The 24,821-nt window shown below is 29.4% G+C and carries 20 protein-coding genes, 1 pseudogene and 1 riboswitch; all 21 genes and pseudogenes read right to left on the reverse strand.

The features are described 5' to 3' along the window. Positions 1–528: 528 nt before the first annotated feature. Entirely contained in the window at positions 529–1,278 is a 750-nt protein-coding gene (locus tag CLCOS_RS00380; protein ID WP_023162757.1) for a prepilin peptidase, read from the reverse strand. Between the two features lie 54 nt (positions 1,279–1,332). Next, positions 1,333–1,416, reverse strand: a riboswitch (cyclic di-GMP riboswitch). 76 nt (positions 1,417–1,492) lie between these two features. Next, a pseudogene (locus tag CLCOS_RS00385) lies at positions 1,493–2,805 on the reverse strand (putative bifunctional diguanylate cyclase/phosphodiesterase). Between the two features lie 694 nt (positions 2,806–3,499). Continuing rightward, the gene (rfbC, locus tag CLCOS_RS00390; protein WP_029170085.1) at positions 3,500–4,066 is read right to left on the reverse strand and encodes a dTDP-4-dehydrorhamnose 3,5-epimerase; all 567 of its coding nucleotides are present in this window, start codon (positions 4,064–4,066) and stop codon (positions 3,500–3,502) included. 33 nt (positions 4,067–4,099) lie between these two features. Then, complete coding sequence (gene rfbD / locus CLCOS_RS00395) at positions 4,100–4,975, reverse strand: dTDP-4-dehydrorhamnose reductase (RefSeq protein ID WP_063601384.1); 876 nt, start codon at positions 4,973–4,975, stop codon at positions 4,100–4,102. Next, entirely contained in the window at positions 4,972–5,874 is a 903-nt protein-coding gene (gene rfbA, locus CLCOS_RS00400) for a glucose-1-phosphate thymidylyltransferase RfbA (protein WP_013237238.1), read from the reverse strand. The genes rfbD and rfbA overlap by 4 nt, the downstream gene beginning before the upstream one ends. A gap of 429 nt (positions 5,875–6,303) precedes the next feature. Then, entirely contained in the window at positions 6,304–7,359 is a 1,056-nt protein-coding gene (gene rfbB / locus CLCOS_RS00405; RefSeq protein ID WP_013237237.1) for a dTDP-glucose 4,6-dehydratase, read from the reverse strand. 53 nt (positions 7,360–7,412) lie between these two features. Beyond that, positions 7,413–8,780 carry a mannose-1-phosphate guanylyltransferase/mannose-6-phosphate isomerase gene (locus tag CLCOS_RS00410; RefSeq protein ID WP_063601383.1) on the reverse strand — a complete coding sequence of 456 codons (1,368 nt, stop codon included), beginning with the start codon at positions 8,778–8,780 and terminating at the stop codon, positions 7,413–7,415. Positions 8,781–8,832: 52 nt separating this feature from the next. Then, complete coding sequence (locus CLCOS_RS00415; protein WP_082853561.1) at positions 8,833–10,263, reverse strand: oligosaccharide flippase family protein; 1,431 nt, start codon at positions 10,261–10,263, stop codon at positions 8,833–8,835. Positions 10,264–10,288: 25 nt separating this feature from the next. Next, complete coding sequence (gene pseG / locus CLCOS_RS00420; protein ID WP_063601381.1) at positions 10,289–11,293, reverse strand: UDP-2,4-diacetamido-2,4,6-trideoxy-beta-L-altropyranose hydrolase; 1,005 nt, start codon at positions 11,291–11,293, stop codon at positions 10,289–10,291. 9 nt (positions 11,294–11,302) lie between these two features. Continuing rightward, on the reverse strand, positions 11,303–12,355 hold the full coding sequence (gene pseI / locus CLCOS_RS00425; protein ID WP_063601380.1) for a pseudaminic acid synthase: 1,053 nt from the start codon (positions 12,353–12,355) through the stop codon (positions 11,303–11,305). Between the two features lie 7 nt (positions 12,356–12,362). Further along, a complete protein-coding gene (locus CLCOS_RS23050) occupies positions 12,363–13,547 on the reverse strand; it encodes a GNAT family N-acetyltransferase (protein ID WP_063601379.1) in 1,185 nt (394 codons plus the stop codon). 8 nt (positions 13,548–13,555) lie between these two features. After that, entirely contained in the window at positions 13,556–14,746 is a 1,191-nt protein-coding gene (pseC, locus tag CLCOS_RS00435) for a UDP-4-amino-4,6-dideoxy-N-acetyl-beta-L-altrosamine transaminase (RefSeq protein WP_013237231.1), read from the reverse strand. Positions 14,747–14,762: 16 nt separating this feature from the next. Further along, positions 14,763–15,821: a UDP-N-acetylglucosamine 4,6-dehydratase (inverting) gene (gene pseB, locus CLCOS_RS00440; RefSeq protein ID WP_013237230.1), complete on the reverse strand. Its 1,059-nt coding sequence runs from the start codon at positions 15,819–15,821 to the stop codon at positions 14,763–14,765. Next, positions 15,822–17,276 carry a hypothetical protein gene (locus CLCOS_RS00445; RefSeq protein WP_063601378.1) on the reverse strand — a complete coding sequence of 485 codons (1,455 nt, stop codon included), beginning with the start codon at positions 17,274–17,276 and terminating at the stop codon, positions 15,822–15,824. 15 nt (positions 17,277–17,291) lie between these two features. Next, a complete protein-coding gene (locus CLCOS_RS00450) occupies positions 17,292–19,088 on the reverse strand; it encodes an asparagine synthase-related protein (protein WP_063601377.1) in 1,797 nt (598 codons plus the stop codon). A 13-nt stretch (positions 19,089–19,101) separates the two neighbouring features. Then, positions 19,102–19,830, reverse strand: coding sequence for an acyltransferase (locus CLCOS_RS00455; protein WP_013237227.1), 729 nt, complete (start codon positions 19,828–19,830; stop codon positions 19,102–19,104). Next, positions 19,830–20,978, reverse strand: coding sequence for an O-antigen polymerase (locus CLCOS_RS00460; protein ID WP_023162742.1), 1,149 nt, complete (start codon positions 20,976–20,978; stop codon positions 19,830–19,832). Before CLCOS_RS00460 ends, CLCOS_RS00455 begins: the two co-directional genes overlap by 1 nt. After that, on the reverse strand, positions 20,962–22,077 hold the full coding sequence (locus CLCOS_RS00465; RefSeq protein WP_063601376.1) for a glycosyltransferase family 4 protein: 1,116 nt from the start codon (positions 22,075–22,077) through the stop codon (positions 20,962–20,964). Before CLCOS_RS00465 ends, CLCOS_RS00460 begins: the two co-directional genes overlap by 17 nt. A 70-nt stretch (positions 22,078–22,147) precedes the next feature. Then, complete coding sequence (gene cps2T, locus CLCOS_RS00470) at positions 22,148–23,302, reverse strand: beta 1-4 rhamnosyltransferase Cps2T (protein ID WP_063601375.1); 1,155 nt, start codon at positions 23,300–23,302, stop codon at positions 22,148–22,150. 45 nt (positions 23,303–23,347) lie between these two features. Continuing rightward, complete coding sequence (locus CLCOS_RS00475; RefSeq protein WP_029702423.1) at positions 23,348–23,983, reverse strand: sugar transferase; 636 nt, start codon at positions 23,981–23,983, stop codon at positions 23,348–23,350. A gap of 553 nt (positions 23,984–24,536) precedes the next feature. Continuing rightward, a complete protein-coding gene (locus CLCOS_RS00480; RefSeq protein WP_063601374.1) occupies positions 24,537–24,722 on the reverse strand; it encodes a hypothetical protein in 186 nt (61 codons plus the stop codon). Positions 24,723–24,821 lie beyond the last annotated feature (99 nt).

Consider the following 24,821-nt stretch of genomic DNA (forward strand, 5'->3'; position numbering starts at 1 on the left):
AAGACTTATATACAAAATATTTAAAAGAGCTTCATTATTGTAAAAATATGCCTGCGTATAAGTTGATTTTTAAGTTAGAAACCCTATATATAGATAGTTAACTCTACAATTAAACTTATCCAAATTGTCAGTTTGATTTAAATGCTAAAGGTATAAATTCAACCAAGATTTATACCTTTAGCAATTTTAAGTGATTATAGATTTAGTTTTAAACTTTACAATCTATAGGATTTTCAATTGAAACTTAAGCTTATGCATAAAATGTAATGACAAAATTGAAAACACCTTCAAAAACTTTTCCATAAGTCTTAGTGAGGTATTTTAGAAAATCTTAGGGGCTTAGATACTGTTTGAGGCACGAGTTTAGCTAAGCTTCTTAGATTTTCAAAATACCGAGCTCTAGACTTGTCAAAAGTTTTTATGGTGTTGAAATTTGTCATTACATGGCCTGTATAAGTTAACTTTCTATATTGAAACTCTAATCAGTCTTCTACTTGCCTAGAATTTATTGTATAATACGTATACTTGTTATAAATACCAACTTAAAATATTTTGTCCACAAAATACTGTAATAACAGATGCTGCTGTAATAAATGGACCAAAAGGTATATAATCTTTTTTTGATTTCTTTCCCGACAAAATAAGTATTACTCCTATAATTGCCCCTATAATAAAAGATAAAAATAGCATTACAAAAGTGAACTTAAGTCCAAGAAACAAGCCGCATATAAGACAAATTTCCGCATCTCCCCATCCCATACCACCTTTTGTTATGAGAATAATAAGTACTAAAAGTCCACCGCCTGCTATACCTCCGTAAATATATGTCCTTATAGGCAGTCCATTATAATAATATATTCCTAAAAATACAAATGCTGAAATCAAACCTACTATTGTAGTTTTAAAATAAATATCTGTTGTATCAAAATCTATTATTCCTATGACAATCAAAATACTTATAAATACAACATACTTCACAATATCTATACTAATTCCAAACTTAATATAAAGCATAAGATACAATAAACCCGTAATAAATTCCACAATAGGATATTTTTTAGATATCTTTTCTCTACAATTTCTACACTTTCCCCTTAAAATAACATAACTCACTATAGGAATTAAATCATACCATTTAATTCTATTGCCGCAATTTGTACAATGGGAAGATGGATACACAATAGATTCCTGCATTGGTATTCTATATATGCATACATTTAAAAAACTTCCTATTATAGTTCCAAAAATAAAAATAATAATACCATAATAAATATACATATAAACTCCATTTTTTAGGGTAAAATTAAACCTTATGATTATAAAAAAATTTTATAATCATAAGGCCGGTTGCATCGTTAACTCAATACACACTAGATGCCCATATAAAGTGCATATCTCATCGTTTCCCTTTAATATATTGAATTATCTTTTTTAATTTTACCATAATTTTCTTAAAAATGTAAGTATTTTTAAAATTTTACTACTTTATTTTTTAAAGGGAGGCTATTACCCTGCTTGTTTCAAACTTTGCTGTTTTCATAAAACTTGTAAGTTCATTTGGATTAAGTGGTTTTCCAAAGAGGAATCCCTGCACATTTCTGCAATTAGCTCTCTCTAAGTATCTCAACTGTTCCACTGTTTCCATTCCTTCTGCCACTACCTCCAAATTTAAGTCATTTGCAAGTTTAATAAGATTTTTTACAATAATAAATTTTTTTCACATCTATCTATGCCATTAATAAAAGATCTATCTATTTTTATACCATCTATAGGTACGGTATATAGATAATTTAAAAAAGAATATTGAGTTCCAAAATCATCTACAAATATTTTTATTCCTATATCTTTTATATTTCTCAAGGCAGATGTGATTTTTTCAGTAGAATTAATAGCCGTCCTCTCAGTTATTTCAAAATTAATATATTCAGGCTTAACCTGCGTTATTTCCAATATATTTTTAATAAAAGTAATAAAAAAATCATCTTCAAATTGTCTTATAGATAAATTGACAGACATAATTAAATCAGAGTATCCAAGTTTATGAAGCCTTTTTGCCTCAAGACACGCCATATAAAAGACAATTCTGCCTACTTTCTTTATTTCGCCGCTTCTCTCTATTCCATCAATAAAATATGACGGTGTTAGTATCCCAAACTCTGGATGATTCCACCTAATAAGAGCTTCAACTCCATACACCTTACCGCTGTCAACGTTTACCTGTGGTTGATAATACAATATGAACTCATGATTAATGAAAGCATCCTGTATATCAGTTCCAATTTTTTCTTCCATAGCATTATTTTCATACATATTAGCATTAAAAAACTCATATGTACTACCACATTTCTTATTTACACAATTTAAAGCTATACTTGCATATTTAAATACATCATGTAATTCAACATTGTCATAGGGATACAGGGCTACACCAAGTTTTATCTCTATCCTAATTTTTTTACCAGCCAATAGAAATATATCATTATTTATACTTATTATTCTTTTAATAATCTTCACAGCATTATCTCTGCACTTTATATTAGGTATTATAAGCAGCAAAACATCTCCACCAAATTTATAAATATATGCCTTTTGATTGATACAGTATCTTACTTTATTTATAACATTATGTAATAAGACATTCCCATATTTATACTCTAATATATAATTGCATAACCCCAAATTAGTCATATTGAGAAAACATATTGCAAAACTATCTTTTTCCTTTACATACTTATGCATAAATTCATCAAAATTGTGGATAGAATAATTGAAATCATACGCATAACAATCTTTTTTTATTGGCATGTCTCACCACTCCTATATTTTGATAAATATTATAGAATATAACAAATTATATATGAAGATTAAATATTTTAATAATTCATTATATCATAATTTCAACTTAAATTCAAATTAATAGGATAATTGTATAAAATTAACTCACAGCTTTAAAGTGATTATTTAAATATATTTTCAACTTTTCTAAATAAAATTAAAACCACCAATTAGCTATCATATAACTAACTGGTGGTTAAGCAAATCCTAACTCTTTTGAGTACTTTGATCTTACCTGAATATTCATCACCCTTTTTCAATTACCATTACAATGTATTAATACACTATAAAAATTTAATTTATTATTTTTCTTCAAACACACTTTTTAAAAACTTCAATTAACTTTCTAACAAAATACTTACCTTTAAAACTACACTTCTTTATTACATAACACTTTAATTTAAACTTACCAAATTTCATACATTCTTGTTGAACATTCTTACAAATTAAATATTCACAAGTATTTTTCAGATATTCCTTATAACTTACTCCAGTGAATATTTAATCATATTTACTTTCGTTCTAAATAAGTGTATTAATATCTGATTTTTTAAACTTTCTACTCCTTTAAAACAATTTCCTTAGTACTCTCTTTGAGTTAGGATTGCTAGAAGAAGTTATATCTTTCTTCTTGACTTTATTATATAGTAAACGTTTATATAAGTCAACACTTTTTTATATTATTTTTGCACTCCTTTAGTGTAGGCCATAACTTATCTCTTTCAGAAAAAATAATATTGTCAATTCCCTCAAGAGGCCATTTTATATTTATATCAGGATCATTCCATATAATACCACCTTCATCTTCAGGATGATAAAACTCCGTACATTTATAACAAAATTCTGCCTCGTCTGAAATAACTAGAAATCCATGGGCAAATCCCTTTGGAATATAAAATTGTTTCCTGTTTTCTTCAGATAGTGTAACCCCTATCCATTTTCCATAGGTACTGGATCCATCTCTTAAATCCACGGCAACATCAAATACCTTACCTTTTACCACTCTCACCAGTTTTCCTTGAGAATAGTTTTTTTGAAAGTGAAGTCCTCTTAAGACTCCTTTTTTTGATTTGGACTGATTATCCTGGACAAATACCATATCAAGTCCCACTGCCTTAAAATCACTATAATTATAAGTTTCCATGAAGTACCCACGGTTATCTCCAAAAATACCTGTTTCTATTATGTATACTCCCTCTATTTCTGTTTTTACGAAATTAAATTTACCTATTTTAATCATATCCCTTCTTAGTCAATCCACAGTTCACAATTTTTTAATAAAGGATTTAAGTGCATCTTTCCAGTGCCTCATGTTATCACCAATAGTACATCGGAGCATCATATTATCAAGAGAAGAAAATTCCGGTCTTTTAGCTGCCCTGTTGAGTTTTTCCGAAGTCATAGGAGATACAGTGCAGTCTATGCCCGCATATTCCACAATCTTGCAAGCAAAATCATACCAGCTGCATTCGCCCTTACCACTGCAGTGGTATATACCATATTCACAAGTAAGAGCAAGCTTTAAAAGATGGTAGGCCAGATCCTCTGCATTAGTAGGATTACCTCTCTGATCATTTACCACATCTAAATGCCCTTTTTCCTTTGCAACTTTCAATATAGTGTATACAAAATTTTTACCGTATAAACCATATAGCCAGGACGTCCTTACTATAAAATACCTGCTGCAATTTTCTCTAATATACTGTTCTCCTAAAAGTTTAGTCTTTCCGTAAACACTAATAGGATCAGGCAAGTCACATTCCCTAAAAGGTATAGCACCTCTGCCGTTAAAAACATAATCAGTAGAAATATGTACAAGTTTTGTTTTTGTATTTTGCGAAGCTAATGCTAAATTTCTAGCTCCTAGGGAATTTACCTTAAAATCATTTTCAAAATCAATTTCGCACTTATCCACATTTGTGTAGGCAGCACAATTTACAATTATATCTGGTGTATAATCAGCCATAAAGTCTCTGACATCATTTAATTTGGTTATGTCCAATTCTTCCCTACTGGTGAATTTTACTTCAGCATCAGAGTAAATTTTATCAAGTGCTCTTATTTTAGATTTTCCCATAACCAAAATTTCTCGGAGCTGCCTAGCAAGCTGTCCTTTTCCTCCTGTAATCAATATCTTCAATTGTATTCACTCCTAAAATATGAATGATGATTTTTATCAAGTAAGCCTAAAATATATTTCCCATAAGCAACTTTTTTAAGAGGCTCTGCCAACTTTATCAGTTGATTGTCATCTATATATCCTTCTCTATAAGCAATTTCCTCTATACAAGCTATATAAAGTCCCTGCCTTGTCTGAACAGCCTCTACAAAATTAGCGGCATTTAAAAGTCCCTGGGGGGTTCCAGTATCAAGCCAGGCCATTCCTCTTCCAAAGAGCTCTACTTTAAGTTTGCCTCTTTTTAAATACTCATTATTTATATCTGTAATTTCAAGTTCTCCCCTTGAAGAAGGTTTTATATTCTTTGCTATGTCCACCACATCATTTGTGTAAAAGTAAAGTCCCGGTACTGCATAATGTGATTTTGGCTTTGAAGGTTTTTCCTCTATGGAAATAACATTAAAATTCTCATCAAACTCCACTACGCCAAAATTCTCAGGGTTGCTTACATGATATCCAAAAATGGTTGAACAGTTATGCCTGTCTGAAGCGGCCCTTAACCTTTCCGTAAAACCATATCCATGAAATATATTATCTCCTAAAACAAGAACTACATCGTCATTTCCAATAAATTTTTCTCCAACTATAAAAGCCTCAGCAAGTCCCTTTGGCTCATATTGAACTTCGTACTGAAAGTGAAGTCCAAGCTGACTTCCATCACCAAAAAGTTCTTTAAAAGCACCTGTATCCCTTGGTGTGGATATAATAAGAATATTGCGTATCCCAGCTAGCATAAGTACAGAAATTGGATAATAAATCATAGGTTTATCATATATTGGAACAATCTGCTTAGATATTGCCTTAGTCATTGGGTAAAGCCTGGTTCCAGAACCACCAGCCAGTATTACGCCCTTTCTCAAAGTTAACACCTCCTTTTTTTAGTTGAGAATTAATAGTTAAGAGTTCTACTTTCGCAGTTTAAAAACTTTGCGAAGCAATATTTTTAAGAGGACAGAGGACAATTGACAGAGGACAATGAAGGAATATTTTTCTCCGCTACACTACGAAAAATCTTTAATTTAAAAGAAACTTACGTTTTTTTGTTCCTAAGAAGTACTTTCTGAGCAAGCAATTATCTGAAAATCACAGATTTTAGAGCCTGCTTAAGCGATGTTTTGCTAATGAAAAACATCGCTTAAAAATAAATTAGTTTTCTGACGTAAGGAGGAAAGCTCACCTTCATTGTCTTCTGTCCTCTGTCCTCTGTCCTCTGTCCTCTGTCAATTGTCCTATAAAAAGTGCTTCGCAATTTTCTTATATTAAATCAAAATTCTATTATTTGTTCTTTGTTATTTGTTTTTGTACATTCTGTCATAGTACTTCTTATAATCCCCAGAAGTCACATTATTCATCCAATCTTTATTATCTAAGTACCACTTTATAGTTTTTATTATGCCATCCTCAAATTCTGTTTCAGGATACCATCCAAGTTCGTCTTTGATCTTTGTAGGATCAATGCCATATCTCCTATCATGTCCTTTTCGGTCTTCGACATATTTTATAAGATTTTCATCTACATAAGGATCTACATTGTCGTGTATATATGAAATTATTGTTTTAACTATATAGATGTTTGTTCTCTCATTATGCCCACCTATGTTATAAGCCTCTCCTAGTTTCCCATTATTGATAACCATGTCTATAGCTTTACAGTGATCTTCTACATAAAGCCAATCTCTTATGTTAAGTCCATCACCGTATACTGGAATATCTCTTTTATTTGCACAATTGTTTATGACAAGTGGAATAAGTTTTTCAGGAAATTGATAGGGACCATAATTGTTTGAACAGCGGGTTATATTTACAGGCATTTTATAAGTATCAAAATATGCCTTTACCATCAAATCAGCAGACGCTTTACTTGAAGAATAAGGGCTGTGAGAATCCAGTGGAGTTTTTTCCGTAAAATATCCTTCTTTCCCAAGTGACCCATAAACCTCATCTGTGGAAACTTGAAGATATTTTTTGCCCTGTTTAAATTCACCTTCTAAAGTCCATGCATTTTTTGCAGTATCTAAAAGTGCCACAGTGCCCAGAACATTTGTCTTTACAAATACTTCAGGATCTCTTATGCTCCTGTCTACATGAGATTCTGCTGCAAAGTTTATCACATAGTCTATATCATATTTTTCAAATAGCTGTTGAAGTTTTTCTCTGTCACATATGTCTCCCTGGACGAAGATGTAGTTAGGATTTTTAGATATAAACTTTAAGTTTTCAAGGTTACCTGCATAGGTTAGTTTGTCGTAGTTTATTATTTTTATATTTAAGTATTTTTTTAACATGTAATGAATAAAGTTAGAGCCAATAAAGCCTGCTCCTCCTGTTACCAGATATGTTTTCATATAGGTATCCCTCACTTTTTTAAAGAACAAAGTACAAAGTTCAAATATCAAATTTAGTCATCATCAAATCTTACAATATCATCTTCTTCTAAATAATCACCCATCTGAACTTCAATAATTTCAAGAGGTATCTTCCCTGGATTCTCAAGTCTGTGTTTTTGTCCAGGTTTTATAAAAATACTTTCTCCTGCAGATACCAACTTTTCTATATCATCTATTGTAACTTTTGCCATACCCTTAACAACTATCCAATGCTCACTTCTATAATAATGCATCTGATAACTTAACTTTTTACCCTGACTTAATTTAATCCTTTTAATTTTAAATGAATTTTTCTCTTCTTCTAGAACTTTATAGTTCCCCCAGGGTCTGTAATCTTGAACATGATATTCTACCCTACTATCATTTCTTTCTTTTAAAGTTTCTACAATTTTCTTTACCTTTTGTGACTTGTCTTTTTTACAAATAAGCAAGGCATCTCTATTATCAACTACAATTAAATCATTAATACCTACAGCTGCAACTAACTTGCCTTTTCCCGAATATATGTAATTATCCTTTGAATCAATAATTATACTATCAGCATGAGATATGTTACTATTTTCATCTTTATCAAAAACTTCATAAAAAGAATCAAAACTTCCAAGATCATTCCAACCTATATCTACGGGTTTAACCGCAATATTTTTACTTTTTTCCATAATGCCATAGTCCATTGAAATTTTTTCATCTATTTTGCTAAAAGCTTCCTTTATGGTATTACTACTTTTAAAAGCATTATATATATTCTCAGCATAAAGCTTTACTTCATTTATAAATATCTCAGTATTAAACATAAATATTCCTGCATTCCAATAATATCCCCCATTAACATATGTAACAGCTGTCTCATAATCGGGTTTTTCTTTAAACTCTTTTATTTCATATCCATTTAGTTTTTTATTTCCCGGCGCAATGTACCCATATCCGGTATTCGGACTATCCGGTTTAATTCCAAAGGTTATAATTGAATCTTTAGTTAACGGTTCTGAACTTTTAATAATATTTGCAAATTCCTGACCTTTTATAATCATATGATCAGAAGGAAAAACAACTACTGTATCATTACCTTTTTTAGCTATTTCATGAACACCTGCATAAATTGCAGGGAGAGTATTTTTAACTTCAGGTTCAACAATTATATTAGATTCATTATATTTATAATCTAATTCTTCAACTTCACCCATTACTAAAAATTTATGCTTTTCATTCGTTACTACATATATATCATCTAAGTCTGCCAATAATAAGCTTCTCTTAAAGGTTTCCTGAAATAAGGATGGTTTACTACCTTGTAATTTAATAAATTGTTTTGGATATCTGCCGCGGCTCAGCGGCCATAGTCTTGTTCCACTTCCACCTGCCAGGATTATTACTTTCATTACATCAACCCTCCCTTTAATTCAGCTCCTTAATCTAATACATTTGTTACTACTATAACTTTCCCATATCAATTATCATATTTCTTAAATTCCTATAATATAAAATAAGCGTTATACTACTAAGAATCACAATATATAAGATAAAATTTATATTTATAAAGCCAATAGCTATACATATAACTGTAAATGATGTAAATTTCAGATACACCTTTAAAGTGTTCCTTATGAAGCTTATTTTTAAGTTCAATATTTTTAGATATATGAAATGCTGCATTATGGAATACAATATATTGGTCATCAAGGTTGCCAAGGAAACTCCAATTATCCCCATGCCTGATTTAATGAAAATATAATTAAGAATGACTGCTGCTGCAGTTGCTAAACATTGCAGATACACTGAATATATCTGCTTTTTATTTGATACGGTAAAAACATTGGCAAAATAGGATATTTCGCTGAAAACTCCACCAAAAACTAATATTCGATATATATCAATACTTACAGAATATTTAGGTAAAATCATATTGGTAAAAGGTTTTATTAATATTATACCTGCTAAACATAAAACTACTCCTAAGACTTCTACATACCTAGTATACTGTTCTATTCTTTTTAAAATTTGCCTTCTGTCATTATTTCCATTAATGTACAAGTTCTTTATGACTTTAGGATAATATAAAAACAAAACCGAAGATATGAATACCATAGTCCCATTCACAAGCTGATTTGAAAATGTGTAGTATCCTAAATCCCTGTATCCTAAAAAATTAATTGTCATCAACCTATCAACTGTTGTTAGAATATAAAATCCCAAATTATATATAAGTAATGGAACCCCAACTATTATTAAATCTTTTAAAACTTTTTTATCTATACTCAGTTTAATCTTTTCACTATTTTTATAACCATAGATAAAAACTATAATATCCGCTATGAACATAGATATTAATACAGAATATATTTTAAAATATTTTATAGATATGATTATTAACACAAATGATAATACATTATTGATAAGCTCTATAAAATTTATCTTTCTAACCTTATTAACCAATCTATAATAATTAATATAGAAACTTCTATACTGCTCCAAAATTCCTATAATAAAAACCAACAAAATATAATTGCCTAAATTATCTTTATATATGAATTTAGCAATTATACCAGCTGCTATTAATAATATTGACAATATGAATAATGCCGTAAAAGATGTACTAATAACTTTACCCGCTTTATCTTTCTCATTAGTTGATTCATATATAACATATTCTCTATTCATGGAATATAATATTCCCAGATTAGAATAGGATAGATAGCTTAAAACAAGCAGCAGATTGCCGAGTACACCTAATAATTCAGGTCCAAGTGCCCCAGCATTAATTATTCCTTTTAAAAATGCAATAATTAATGCTATATATTTAATAGAAGAATACTTTAATAAGATATTTATTCTACCATTACTAAAAATTTTCTTAAGTTTCATTACTATATATACCGCCTTAACTATTTTATCCGATTGCTACCATAATATTTTTACAAAGCTTTTCAGCTCCATTTTTATCAATAACTATACTCTGGTTATAATTCATCTGTTTTCTCCTATTTAAGTCACTGCACAATTCTTCTACTGTATTTACTAACTTTTCCTTATTTAATTTATCTATAGGACCTAAATTGATTATTAATTTTTCTTGTTCCATTTTTTTAGCTATTTCCTTTTGGTTTTCTGCAATTATCAATCCTAATGCAGGCACTCCGCAGGCTGCCAATTCATACAGCGTGCTCCCACAAGCTGATATAGCTATATCACACCTATCCATTAAAGCTTTCATATTTGTGTTAAAGTGTAATTTAATGTTACTGTTCATTTTCTCATAGTTACTAAGCTCATCTATATATTTGAAAGATGGTCCAACTACAACATGAAAATTGTATCTTAATTCTTTTATAAGTTGTAAAATTTTTGCTGTATAATTATTAAAATCTGACCCCCCTAGAGTTATTAAAATATCTTTTACAACTTCATTTACCTTCTTAATTTTTGATTTTCTAAATTCATCTCTCAATAAAGCAAAACCAGGTCCTAAAAATAATATTGTCCTTTTGTCAGTATTATAATTTAAATATTCTGCATTTATATTTTGATTTATTATAAAATCCACATCAAAATGATATAAATTCATATCATCAAAATATCCGGTCTTTTTAAATAACTCTTTTGTTTTAGTAAAATAACGTTCATCTACATCATAACTGTCTGTTATCAGACAATCACACTGAATCCTTTCTAATTCCCCTAATACATTATTTTCATCTATAGTAATTACTTTAAAGCCTTCATTTTTAACTTTTTCTATGCCATAACTATACCTGCCACTTAAGGGTTTATCTATTCTGCATAAATAAAAAACATCATTAGTTTTCGCAAGTTCCTTAGCTAAAACCAATGTTCTCATAATATGCCCCATGCCTATTTGAGAGCCACCATCCGCTCTTATTGCAATTGTAGCCATATAATCACCCTATTTAACATATTTCCAATGCAGTGGAGTACCTTTTAGTAAATTTTCACCAGCAGTTCTTCCTAAAATATTATCTATGTATTTAGGAGGTAATCCAAATCCTGGTCTTATTGATCTAACATTTTCCTCTGTAAAAGTTTCCCCTGCTTTAATATCTTTTACTGCAAATAAAGATCTGGAGAATGCTCTGTTTTTCATCTGCTTTTCTGTTAGTTCATAGCTAACTTTTCCAATAGCTTTCTCAGTATTTCGAATTGATTGAACCATACTTTTTAATTCATGTGGTTCTAAAGAAAATGCAGCATCCGGTCCTCCATCTGCCCTTGAGAGTGTTATGTGTTTTTCAATAACTTTTGCTCCAAGTGTTACAGCTGATATAGGAACTTCTATTCCTAATGTATGGTCGGAAAGGCCTGCTATTACGTCAAAAGTTTCTCTCATATTAGGAATAGTTTTTAAATTAACTTCTTCAAATGGAGCAGGATAGGCACTAGTACATTTAAGAAGAATTATCTGATCATTGCCAACTTTTTTACATGCATCTATAGCTAATTGAATATCTGAGATTTCTGCTATACCTGCTGCTATTATCATAGGTTTTCCCTTGGAAGCCATATATGTAATCAATGGTATATCAGTAATTTCAAAAGAAGCTACTTTATATGCCGGTACATCCATATCTTCCAAAAAATCTACTGCTGTTTTATCAAATGGTGAAGAAAAGCAAGCAAGACCATTTTCTTCGGCTATTTTCTTTAATTCAGGCTGCCATTTCCAGGGCATATATGCCTCTTCGTACAGATCATGGAGAGTTTTTCCATCCCATAAAGTACCCTGTTTTATTTGAAAATATTTATTATAACAATCTATAGTTATGGTGTCTGCAGTATATGTCTGCAATTTGACAGCATCTGCTCCTGCATCTTTTGCAGTATGTATAAGCTTTACTGCATTATCAAAACTGCCATTATGATTAGCTGAGATTTCTCCTATAATAAATGTTTTACTAGTTTCATTGATTTCAAAATTTTTAATTTTTATATTTTTGTTCATTAAAATCTCACCTACTTAAATTTTTCTCAAACTTCATATTATAATCATCATTTTCTACCAAATTATAATGTAACTTTTCAAATATTTTTACAGAGTATATGTTTTCTTTTTTAACATAAGCTGTCAGTATAATATTCTTGTTTTCTTTCATAAGCTTATCCTGAAGCTTTTCCAAAATCTTATATCCATAACCTTTTCCACGAAATTGCTTTGATATGCTATAACTTACTACATTTTCATTTCCCTTTTTCTCAACTCTAACTATTCCTATGTTTTTATTGGAATCGGCCAATAAATAGATAAAACAATCCGGATCCTTCAATTTCTTAAAATACCAATTTACATGCTCCTCATATGGTATTTCACTATTATTAAAAGAATTTTTTCTTACCTCATCCTCATTTACCCATTCATATATTAAATCACAATGGCCTTCACCAGCAGGTATCAAAAATAAGCTGTCATCAACTTTTTTCTGTTCTATATACTTATTGATTTCTTTTACTTCAGGGTTTTTCTCTAAAAATTTTACTATTTCATTCATACCAAAATAATCTCTATCTTCAAATTGTTCATATATTATTGATATTAACTTAAAATCCTCTTCTGTATCTAGTGTCCATCTTAAATCTGAATAATCTATTTTATTTTTATATTGAAAAATATTGAAAATATTATCGTTATCCCAAATATAGGGTGTTACATGTTCCCTGTCTCTTTGAGATGTTGATTCATTAAAAGCTTTCTCCAATGCGCAAAAACTAAATACCTCCGTATCTAATCCTCTTGGATAAGTCCTGTCTATAGTATTGCTTACATAATCGTATTTTTCTCTATTTTCCATATAACACTGAATTATACTTTCAGTAACTTCACTATCTATGAGCGGGCAGTCAGATGTAACCCTAACAACCACATCCGCACTATTTTCTTTAGAAGCATAATAATATCTAGATAGTACATCATCCTCCGAACCCCTAAAACATTTTACCTTTAATTTTTCACATTCTTTTACAATAACATTATCCTTTTCTAATGTGGTCGTAGCTATTACTATTTCATCTACATTTTTTATTCTTCTTAATCTATCTACATCGTGCTCCAGAACAGTTTTACCACAAATCTCTTTTAATACTTTCCCTGGAAACCTTGTAGAACTAATCCTTGCCTGTACAATACAAACTACCTTCATTTCAGTCACTACCTCTTATAATAGTTTATTACTTTTTTAACTCCATCTATAACATCTGATACATCTTCATCTGTCATCTTAGGAAATAGCGGTATAGTTATCATTCTTTCATATAATTCTTCTGCATTTTTGCACAGGCCCTTTTGATAGCCTAGCTTTTGGTAATAAGGATGTAAGTATACGGGAAGGTAATGTACATTCACTCCTATATTTTCAGCCTGCAAGGCTTCAAAAATTTCTTTTCTTGTACAAGTTAATTTTTCCAAGTTCAACTTAATTACATATAGATGCCACCCTGAATTAGAAAATTCAGCTTCACAAGGAGTAGTAATTTCAGCTACATCTTTAAAAGCTTCATTATATGTTTTAGCTATGTCTCTTCTTCTGCTTATGAATTTATCTATTTTATTCATCTGACTTGCACCTAAAGCACATTGAATATCCGTAATTCTATAGTTATAACCTAAGTCTATCTGTTCATAGTACCATGGACCTTCATTATGAGTTATCAAATCTTTATCTCTGGTTATTCCATGACTTCTAAAAAGAATCATTTTTTTATACAATTCATCATCATCCGTAACTACCATACCACCTTCGCCGCTGGTTACAGGTTTTACCGGATGAAAACTGAATTCTGTCATTTGTGCCTTTGTACCTACTTTTTTACCTTTATATTCACTTCCTAAGGCATGCGCAGAATCTTCTATTATTATGAGATTATTTTTACCTGCTATTCTTCTTATTTCATCTATATCAACAGATTGTCCTGTAAAATCTACTGGAATTATTGCTTTAGTTTTACTTGTTACTTTCTTTTCAATTTCTTTTGGATCTATGTTATATGTCTTAGGATCTATATCTGCAAATACAGGTGTACCTCCACAATATAGAACACAATTAGCTGAAGCTGCAAAAGTTATAGGTGATACTATTACTTCATCACCTTCTTTTATTCCTGCTGCAAAACAAGCCATATGCAGTGCTGCAGTACCACTAGCAACTGCCACCGCATGCTTTGCCCCTACATAGTCTGAAACTTTTTTTTCAAACTCTCTCACAGAAGGACCAGTGGTTAGAAAATCACCTTTTAGAACTTTTACTACTGATTCTATATCTTCTTCATCTATATCCTGCCTTCCATAAGATAAATATGTTTTCCTTATTGGTCTTCCACCATTGATTGCCAATTCATTCATTAATTATCTTCCCTTTCTATTTAGTGGGCATTACTTCATCATAATGTATATCATTAACTTTATATGCATCAAATATACCTAATCTATACATTTCCTGTCTTAGCTCATTTACTGTAAGCCACTGCGTGTTATTCCCAGAATTATATTCAAATCCTTCTTCTATTAGCTTTCCACCAGATGTAAAGTGTTTATCAAAACTCCACCAATCAAAATGAGGATAGATAATATAATGTTTTTCATATTCATAAGTAGTTCTTGAATCATCTCTTGTTATCATAATTTCATGCAGCTTTTCGCCTTCTCTAATTCCTATTTCTTTTATAACAACATCATCAAGCATTGCTTTAGCTAAGTCAGTTATAGTGAAAGAAGGTATCTTAGATATATAAGTTTCTCCACCTTTTGATTCATCTAATGCCTTAAATACTAATTCAACACCCTCCTCTAAGGTTATCCAGAATCTCGTCATTCTGCAATCAGTTATAGGTAATTCTTTTATCCCTTTTTCAATTAAAGACTGAAAGAAAGGGATAACTGAACCTCTGCTTCCTGCTACATTACCATATCTAACTACAGAAAATACAGTCTCATTTCCTCCTGAATAAGCATTGGCAGAAATAAATAACTTATCTGAAACAAGTTTCGTACCTCCATATAAATTAATGGGATTAACAGCCTTATCTGTTGAAAGTGCAACTACCTTCTGAACCCCTCTGTCTAAAGCTGCATCTATTATATTTTGTGCTCCATCAATATTAGTTTTTATTGCTTCGAAAGGATTGTATTCACAAGCCGGAACTTGCTTCATTGCTGCAGCATGTATAACATAGTCTACACCATTAAATGCTCTATAAAGCCTATCTCTATCTCTAATATCACCTATAAAAAACCTAATCTTATTTATTTTATCAGGGCACCTTAGCATAAAATCCTTTTTCATTAAATCTTGCTTAAATTCGTCTCTTGAGTAAATAATTATTTTCTTAGGATTATATCTTTTTAAAATCATCTCAGTAAACTTTTTTCCAAAAGAACCAGTTCCTCCAGTAATTAAAATGGATTTATCATTAAGCATTTATTGTCCTCCTATTATTTCATCTTTTATGCTGTTAACTATATTTTTAATGTTTTCATCTTTAAAAAAGTTTTTATCAAGCAAGTGGCTATTTAAATTCCCTTTTCTTAAGCTTCTTATACAAGCTAATATAAAACAATTTCTATTATTTATTCTCTCACCCTCGCATCTATCCCAATCTCTTAATGCAGTTATTATATTATCTCTAAATTCCTCAAAATTATTACATTTAAAACTGTAATCGTATTCATTATAAAACACATTTCCAAATACAAACACCGGCTTATCTTTCACTATAGCCTCATATCCTGTTGTATTGGTCAAGGTTACTACTCCCATAGATTTTTCTATTAACGCATTCATACTGAATTCAGGATGAACTAACTTTATATTAGGTACTTTTTTTAGCTCCTTGTAAAATGACAATTTCCTATTTGCAAACATTGCAGGATGTTCTTTGACGTAAATATAAGTTCCACCAGGTATGGACTTGGCTAGATTTTCTATAAATGCAAGCTGATTTAAATAGTATGGTGCAAAAGTCATTGTGGAGGATTCAGGTTGATAATGCAGTGGTGTTAAATAATATCTTTTATTTAAGTTCACATTATCGTAGTATCTCTTAAGCAATAGTGACTTTATTGGAAACACAGCTTTCTTAAGTTTTTTGTTTATTTTTTCAGATATTTTGGGAGATTGATCTGCTGAATATTTTAAATCTATGTGATAGGACTTCATATATTTTTTTAATCTAATTACAAAACTTTGCATATATAACTTTCTAAACAAATTTTTGAACTTAGTTTGTTTGCTAAATTTCATGTAATCAGGTGCAGCTTGTTTTTTAAATTTCTCCAAATATTTATTAAGATATTCTCTTTCCTCTTGTGAAAAGCCATTCTTTTTATAATTAATATAAAGCTCTTTCAATCCATGACGTCTGCCCAATACATCTGAAAATTCCATCTTGTTACTGATTCTGCCATGCCAAAAAAACAGGTACTTTATTTTAAAATGCTTACTAAGATAGTAAAATATCAAATCACTTGAACTAGACAGCTCACCTATAATAACATCGTATTGTGTTTTTTCAAGCAGCATTAAAGAAAACTTAACAAGCATATATATAATTTGTTTTCTATGATTTTCACTGTAATTTATCACAAGCCTATCTGCATATAAAATCTTATTTACTGGTAAATTATAATTTAATTCAAATTTATACAGTTCATCATCTATATTTACACTTTCCCCTATGGATGTCTTACAAAATTCCGTAAAGTCATATATGTTTCTAAATACCTTTTCTTTCTTATTTAATTCATAAACATCTAAATAGTTGCGGTAACTAAACACACAACTGTCAGCAAAGCTGTTCTCATTATCAGACAATATTTCTTTAGAAATAGTGTATTCTCTTTTGGGTGCCTGCTTAGTTAAATATAAAATTTTCAATTTACTCACATCCATCTATTCTATATAACTTTTCAAAACATCTAAAACAAATACATTATATATTTTTATCAAATAGCTATAATCCATATCACCATAAATCCTATTTTCACTACAAAATTGATTTATTAATTTATCTAGTCCTAAATTGATGATTGTCGAATTATTTAATAGTGTGCTATCATTTAACCTACCTTTTACTATCTTTCCAAATTGATCGTTAAAATATAAATGAATTGTACTGGAAACTGCTTTTTTTCTTCCTGCTAAATTAATAGGTACATTTTCATCTTTTAACATTCTCATCAGTAAATATTTATTATTTATTGTAAATCCATTTCCGAACCCTGATTTGCCAATATATCTCTTGTTGGAATATTTAAATGGTATGGAAGCACTGACTTCTGCCAACTTAATATCATAAAAGGGAAATTGGCATGTATTATAGTAGTGATTGCATAGACTATCCATATATTTAATGTCATCTGTGTACTGCTGACCCCATCTTAACCAGGTAATTTCATTAAATAACTCTTGATAGCTTAACTTTTCATATTCTATATTCTCTTTTATCTCTTGTTTTAACATGCTGTTTACATTATTGTTATCTATTGAACAATGTAAAAAATATTTAATCAAATATTTCTCCATATGTTCAGCATCCTTACATCTCTCCAGAGCTCTTGTAATTTTTTTATTGAACTTTAAAGCTGCAAGCTTTTTACCTAAAAAAGGAAGTACTTTAGAACTAATTTTATTTCTAAATATCATATCATCTAAAATATTAACGTATGGAGTGTGCAGCCTTGTGTCCTGACCTGTAAATATATTGTATCCATTTAGCTTTAATGATTTGAAAATACTTCCTATATACATCACACCCCAGTAAGGAAAATTCAGGTTTATTATATCTTCCAATATTTTTTCATTAATATCAGATGGATCTATTAACACTTCCCTATGCTTTAATCCAAAATAATCTGCCACTTTTTTCGCATATGGAGCTTCACTATTTTTTTGGTTTTTCACTGATACATTAAATGATTCCAGTGAACTGGTTGTGCAATTTTTTAAGGCATAACACATAACATTAGAATCTATACCACCTGACAACATTATTCCATTAATTGAACCTACTCGTTTTTGATGAGATTTTATTATTTTATTTTTTAAAGTTGATATTGATTCTTCCAAACTCATATTATTGTTAATTTCATACTTGAAACTATACACTTTTTCTTTTTTTAAAGAATTGTTATTTAAGTTAAATTCATAAATATATGCTCTGCCTATTTCATAAACACCTTCGTATAACGTATATGGCTCCATTAAACAGTCCATCACATACAGCTGTTCAATTGCAAAATTACTAATTTCAACCTTTTTAATAGCTTTTGCAATACTATGAACATGCATTGACATAACCAATGTGCCATCTTTATAAAAATAATACATAGGTACAACACCATTTGGTGTTCTGAAACTATATATTTTATCTTCTACTTTATCTATAATAATAATTGCATAGTCAACTTTATATAATAAATAATTAAATAACTCTTTGCAGACACTAATATCTATAAAGCTTAAATTTTCAAATAATTTTCTTATATCATACTTGCTCTTGGAAAAAAACAGGATTTCATATCTATCCTTATGTTTAAAATATTCAACTGTTTTAGTGAAATATATATTGTACCTATCTTTTTTTATATTACTAAAATTATATTGCTCTCCAATAAATTTGCCATTTAACTCTACATTACTATCATAAGAATTTAGAAAAAATAAATTATCCTGTAATCCTATATCCAAGTTATCTCCTCCATTAATCAACTATTTTTCTATATACCTTCTTATTATTAATAGTGCCTATTTCTTTGTAACCAATTTTGTCATTATTCAATTTTGATATTGGTTTTGCCGGAATGCCACCTATTAAATATCCTTCACAATTAATTGATTTAGTTAATATACTGCCCATTCCTACAACATTGTTACTATTTACTTTTAAGCCAAAGTTAAATTTTACACCTGCCCCAATATATATATTGTTCAGTAACTTAATTTCACCTTGAACTCTATTATTTTCCAGATCAAATCCATGTGTCCAAAATTCAGTGCCATTACCTGCAATTGTGCACTTATCACCAATATAAATATCATCTGTTAAGTCAAAATAATGCTTATTAACAATAGTAGTAAAACTTCCAATAACAATATTGCCCCCAAATCCAAGTCCTACATTATTATTGTGTAAGAATTTATTATCTCTTACAATTACTGTATTGCTTCCAACAATTACATTCTTACAACTTTTGAAAAAATTATACTTCAATATTGTAGAGTTTTCTTTGATTACTATTCTGCTGCAATTCTTAATTAAATTGAAGTTTCCTATAACACTTCCTCTTCCTAATTCAAAATAAACAGCATCAATATAAGAAAATCCAATTTTGCAGCTTTTATCTATTTTATAATGCAATAATTTATTGTATAAATATATTTTTAGCCTACTTATTGGAACAAGCATTAATAAGAAATTTTTTATTTTCATCATGACACCTCTGATCTTTCTTTAGCACTATTACTTAATATTACTCCATAAATAATCCAATTAATTGGATTGGTAAAATATCCTCCTCCTATTTGATATAAAAATATGAATATTAATAGTGCATATTTAAAAGTATCCTTATTAATATGTTTCCACATATAAACAAAAAGGCAGCCCAGATAAAATAAAAGTAATAATCCTCCTTCTGCTATTGCATACATAAAGGAGTTCGCTATCTTACTTACTAATCCATATGAAAGCAACATATATTCATAATAATCCGTGTTTAGATTTCCAAAGCCAATTCCTAAAAATGGATTAGACTCTAAACATGCTTTCATTCCATTAAATCCTTTAAATACCCTATAGTTAAAAGAAGAATCCGATCCGCTCATAATAGCTTGAAGCCTTAATACTATAGAACTCTGAAAATAGTTAACGAAAATAAAAATTATTGGAATCATACATAGGATTACATATATATATATAATTTTTCTTCCAACTGTAGATTTTTTTAAATTATCACGACCCAATATAAATATAACTGTAAATAAAACTAGTACAATTCCACCTAAACCACCTGAATATGCCATAATTACTAAAAGGATAACTAAATATAATAAATTCTCATAGTTTATAAAAAGCTTCTCGCAATTATTATTGTAAAATAAGATAAATAAGGCTAAAACTGCAGCATGAAATGATAATTCACTAGGCTCTATATATAAAAGTTTTAATCTGGTTGTAAGGAATTTATTAGTTAAATCATTAAATATCCAAAAAACATCTGTTTTCACAAATAAGCTGATAACAAATAGTAACATCAATAGTAACACAGCATATTTATATAGTTTAGTAACATCAATTCTGCTAAAATTATTTTTTACTGTATTTAATAAATATAAACATAAGAACATCTTACCTACAGATGCTATTCCTTTTTCAACATTCAAATCATGCAGCATAAGAATTTGGAGTATATATATAATGATTATGGGCAGTAAAAATATAAATGTAGTTGATATATTACGATATCTAAAAAAAAGGATATCTTTTAATATCAATAACGAAGCCATTATATAAAAGAGGTCAAAATTACCCCCGAAAAATTGATGTGTAACAAATAAAATACTAAGTAACCATTCCATGGTATGCCTCCAATGTTATTTGGGCAGTTTTTTTCCAAGAAAAATCCAGTGATCTTTTTAATCCCAGTTCACTTAATTTATTGATCATATCCTTATTATTTATTGTAGTAACAATTTTTTCTTCCATATCTTCCACATTCCATGGATTAAATAGAACTGCTGCATTTCCTGTTACTTCAGGTATAGAAGTAATATTTGAAGTAACAACAGGGGTTCCACATGACATTGCTTCTAAAGGCGGCAGTCCAAAGCCTTCGAATACAGACGGATATACAAATAATTTAGCTGCATTATAAAGTAATGCTAAATCTTCTTCTAACACATAATCCGTAAAAATTATATCATCCTTATATTTTGATTCATTGACAAACTTGAAAATATCGTTAAATAACCAGGCTTTTTTACCAACAACAACAAGTTTTTCATCAATCATTTTTTTATTTCTCAAGTTGATATAAGCAGTAAATAATCTGCTTAAATTTTTTCTTGGCTGAAGATTTCCTACAGTTAAAAGAAATTCTCCGTTAATGTTGAATTTTTTCCTGACTTGTGATAATAATTCATAATTCTTTATAACCTTATATTTTTCACTGGCAGCTAAATACGTAACAACAATTTTATCAGGATCAATTCCATATTTATTGCTAATATCCTGCTTTGAAAAATTGGAAACAGTTAAAATTTTATCAGCCTGTTTTGCCAAAGCAGGTATCAAAATCTTATTCATCAATAAATTTTTTTTAGTAAAATACTGTGGATAATGTTCAAAAGAAATATCATGTATAGTGCCTATAATCTTGCACTTTTTCCTTATTACGGGAAAATACTGTAAATGAAGTACATCAAGTTTATCCTTTTGCACATAATCCGGTAAATACTTCATATATCTCTTAACTGCATTAGAAGTCTTAAAACTTTTTATTTTAATATTATTTTCATTGTCAATATTAATAAGTGATGATTTTTTTAAATCATTGAAATATAAATAAATTTCTTCATCTGTAATTAATTTAGTTATTTGCTCTATCAAATTTCTATAATATGTTTCATTACCTCCGGATTTATCACCTATAACATGTGCATCAATTCCTATTTTCATAAATGCCCCCTAATAAGACATTTTCAAAGAAATAACTAGTCAATATGCTAGCCTACTTTCTTTCAAATGCCTAAATACCAAATAATTCTTCATAGTCGTTTACAATCTTATTCCATGAGTAACTACTAATTATTCTATTTTTAGCATTTTCAGATAATTTATTAATATTACTTATATCCAATTTATCTATTTCTTTAATTAAGGTTGACAAGTCACCCCTACTTTTCTTAAAGTAAATAGCTCCATCCCTGCCAACTTCCCTATTAAAATTAACATCTACAAGTAAATTTAACTGAGTACTTGCTAAAGCTTCTAATAAGGAAGGATTTGTTCCCCCTACTTCATGGCCGTGTATATAAGCATAGGCATTTTCTCTGATTTTTTTAATTAACTCCTGATCATAAACTGTACCAACAAACTTTATACGTTTATCTTTATCAAAGTGGGTTTTTAATAATAACTCATCATAAAACTTATTTTTTTCAACATTAGTTATAATAACTAAATCTTTATCAGTTTTTGATGCCATAATTTCTCTAATCATAACTTCATAATTATTTTCAGGAACAAATCTTCCAACAATCAAATAGTATTGTTTAGATTTAATACCATTTTTATAAAACCAATTTAATAGCTTTGGATCACCATCTGATAAAGTTGATTTTTTGATATCTGCACCATAAGCTATAAATGTAGTATTAGGATTATACTCTTTATACTCTTCCTTTACATATTCTTCAATTCCAAGTGAATCACATACTAAAAAATCTGCATGCCTTACCATTAGTCTTTCAGAATATTTCCAGTATGCTTTTACTGCTTTGTTCCACTTGCTCCTTTTCCATTCATGGCCATCAGGATTAACATATACTTTAATGCCCTGCTTCTCTAACTTCTTTTTATAAAAAGCTAAAAAGGGACCTATTCTACAAGCTAGTATATAAATGATAGCCTCTTTCAAATTATTTTTCTTTATATATTTTTCAGCCATTTTTAATGCTTTTATATCATATAGAACAGCCCTAGCACTTCCTATATTTTTTACTTTAACATTAAAGCATCGTGCATTATTATATTCAAACTCTTTTTCATCTTCTGCCAAACATGCTACATGATACTTAATATCAACATTTTTTTTATGAAAAGTAAGTTTATCAACAAATGTCTCAAAACCACCATATCTTGCAGGTATGCCTTTTGAACCTATAATAAAAATATTTTTCATTTTTTTGTATCCACCTTAGCAAATTTTATCTAATATTTTTAGTTCTTAACTTGCATTTTTATCTCCAAAAAATACACCTAAAGTTTTAAATATTAACTTTATATCTAAAAGCGTGCTCCTGTCCTTTATGTATTTCAAATCTAGTTTCATCCATTCATCAAAATCAATGCTGCTTCTGCCCATAACTTGCCAGTAACATGTAAGACCTGGCTTTGCTAAAAGTTTAATTTTCTGCTGAGAAGTAAATTTTGCAACTTCTTTCGGAAGATTAGGTCTCGGACCTACCAGTGACATTTCACCTTTTATCACATTAAACAACTGTGGAAGCTCATCAATACTGGTTTTTCTTATAAACCTTCCCACTCTTGTAATCCTTGGATCTTGTTTTATTTTAAATATAGGTCCTGTCATTTCATTCTTATGCTGAAGGTTGTCCAAAAGTTGTTCTGCATCATGAGTCATAGACCTCAGCTTGTACATTTTGAAAATTTTACCGTTTTTTCCCACCCTAGCCTGTGAAAATATAATAGGTCCTTTGGAATCAAGCTTAATTGCAACTGCCACTACAAACATAATCGGAAAAAAGGCAATAATTCCAACAAAAGAGAAAATTATATCTATAGTTCTCTTAAGGAAATGATAGCCAGCACTTTTTTCATATTTCTCCATACTTTTCACCATTATTTTAATAGATTCGATTTGCAGCCCATTCAATGGAAAATCCCCACCTTTTTTTACTAATTAGGTCTACATAACCCCCTCATATCTAATAATAATGTGATATTTGAGTATAAACAAGTTTAAAATATAAGCAGTTTTGTCAAGTTTAATGAAAAAATACTAAACTATGATTTTTTGTCAAATTGGGGTAGATATATACTGCAATTTGTCTAGAAAAGTATGAAATCTTAGGCAAAAAATAACCACCAATTAGCAGTAATTCTAAACAAAAAATCAACTTATATAAGCCATATACTAACAAATTTCATCACCTTAAAAACTTTAATAAGTCTAAAGCTCGGTATTTCCAAAATCTAAGAAGCTTAGCTAAACTCGTACCTCAAACATATCTAAGCTCCTAAGATTTTCTAAAATGCCTCGCTAAGACTTATAGAAAAGTTTTTAAAAGTGTTTTCAATTTTGTTAGTATATTTTATATATAAGTTGATTTTTAAGTTAGAAAATGCACACTAACTGGAGGATATCGCAAAAAATAAAAACAGGGTAAATCACTCTACCCTGTTGTGAGGTCTTCTCTAATTCCTTTAACTTCCCCTTCAATTTTTGCAGCAGTATAATTAACTTTATCTATTTCTGCTTTATGAATCTCACTCGCATGCTCTAAAGATCTTAATATTTGTGTATGTTCATCAAGTTTATTGTTGATAGTTTTTAATAGATCTAAAATTTCATTATCCATTTTTTCACCACCTATATTTTAGATTTTAACATCAGTTTAATTATATTTCAATATAAATGAATTTACTAATTCTTTTTATCCGATGACTACCATGCTTAC

This window comes from Clostridium coskatii, from assembly GCF_001675205.1.
Classification (GTDB): domain Bacteria; phylum Bacillota; class Clostridia; order Clostridiales; family Clostridiaceae; genus Clostridium_B; species Clostridium_B ljungdahlii.